The sequence below is a fragment of the Aureitalea sp. L0-47 genome (genome assembly GCF_026126405.1).
Classification (GTDB): Bacteria; Bacteroidota; Bacteroidia; order Flavobacteriales; family Flavobacteriaceae; genus Pukyongia.
Map to the genome: position 1 here is coordinate 1 of NZ_JAFMTQ010000038.1, position 1,871 is coordinate 1,871.

1 protein-coding gene is annotated in these 1,871 nt (G+C 45.2%); it reads left to right on the forward strand.

Annotated elements, in window-relative coordinates; translation table 11 throughout:
- Positions 1–1,871 (forward strand): Ig-like domain-containing protein (locus J1N09_RS15345; protein WP_265201161.1); only part of this gene is annotated, 1,871 nt, incomplete at both ends.

Consider the following 1,871-nt stretch of genomic DNA (forward strand, 5'->3'; position numbering starts at 1 on the left):
CCTGACGGTAGTTTCACTTATACGCCAAATGCTGGTTTCTTCGGAACGGATCAGTTCGTATACGAGATCTTCGACAATGGAGCTCCAGTTGCAACCGATCAGGCAACGGTCTACCTCACGGTAGCCGATCCGAACAATGATATTCTAGCTATAGACGATATCAATAATACGTTTGTAAACCTACCGGTGATCGGTGATGTTAGTACGAATGACCTGAATCCTGACGGACCAGCGGGCACTGAAGTGTTTACCCTGGTTGCAGGCAGTGGTCCGGACAACGGAACACTGGTATTCAATCCTGACGGCACTTATACTTATACTCCGGATACTGATTTTGTAGGTGAGGATAGTTTTGAGTACCAGGTGTGCGATGGAGGAAATCCACAGGCATGTGATACGGCAACTGTCTATATTGAAGTTGTTGATGATCCTGTGATCGATAACGATCCGCCAATTGCCAATGCAGATACCAACGTGACTGAAGTCGATACTCCTGTTGATGGAAATGTACTTCCTAACGACTTTGATCCGGATGGAGATCCGCTTACGATAACTGGAAATACTCAGCCTGCTAATGGTTCTGTAGTGTTGAATCCGGATGGTAGCTATACCTATACTCCGGATCCAGGATTTGAAGGTGAAGATACCTTCGAATATACCATCTGTGATGATGGAACACCCACCCTATGTGATACGACAACAGTGACCATACAGGTGATCCCTAATAACGGAAATATTACAACCGCTAATGACGATGCTTATTACGGTGAAATCGATACACCTGTAACAGGGAATGTGCTGGATAACGATCAGGATGTAGAAGGAGATGCACAATCTGTTGATACTACGGTTTCTCCGGTGAGTGGCCCTTCAAACGGAACTCTCTCTTTAAACCCTGATGGTACATTTACCTACACTCCAGGTGCAGGATTTATTGGAACCGACCAGTTTGTTTATGAGATTTTCGATGATGGTTCACCTCAAGCGAGAGATAGAGCCACGGTTTATATTCTTATTGAACAAACGCCAAACCCAGTAATTCAGATCGTGAAAACGGGCGTACTGAACGACCAAAATCAGAATCAGTGTACAGATCCGGGAGAAACAATTACCTATACATTTACAATAACGAATCCGGGTAATGTTCCATTGAGCAATGTTCAGGTAACTGATCCGCTCTTCGAAGATCCTAACCCAGTAGTGCCTATTGTATTCGTTTCAGGAGATACAAATAACGACGGACTCCTCGACGTAGATGAAACCTGGATATACACAGCAGATTATGCAATTACGCAGGACGATATCGATACTGGTTCAGTAACAAATATTGCCACTGTGGAAGGTACCGATCCTGACGGAACGGTAGTGACAGATGTTTCAGACACCGTGGTAACCGATCTATGTCAGAATCCTGCCATCGACATCCTGAAAACAGCGATGTATGATGATGGCGGTGATTGTTCGGATCCGGGAGAGCTTATCAATTATACTTTCACGGTGACCAATGCCGGTAACGTATCGATAAGTAATGTAGTTGTTAACGATCCACTATTAGGTGGAGTGGTTCCCGGACCAGATTCAGGAGATGATGATGGTGACGGTGAACTTGATGTAACTGAAACTTGGATATACACCGGAAGCTACGCTATTACACAAGATGATATTGATACCGGTTCAGTAACGAACACAGCCACAGTAACAGGAACAGCTCCAGATCAGAGCACAGTGACCGACACTTCGGAAGCTGTTGTGACGCAACTTTGTCAGAACCCTGCCATCGACATCCTGAAAACAGCGATGTATGATGATGGCGGTGATTGTTCAGATCCCGGAGAGCTTATCAACTACACTTTCACGGTAACTAACGCCGG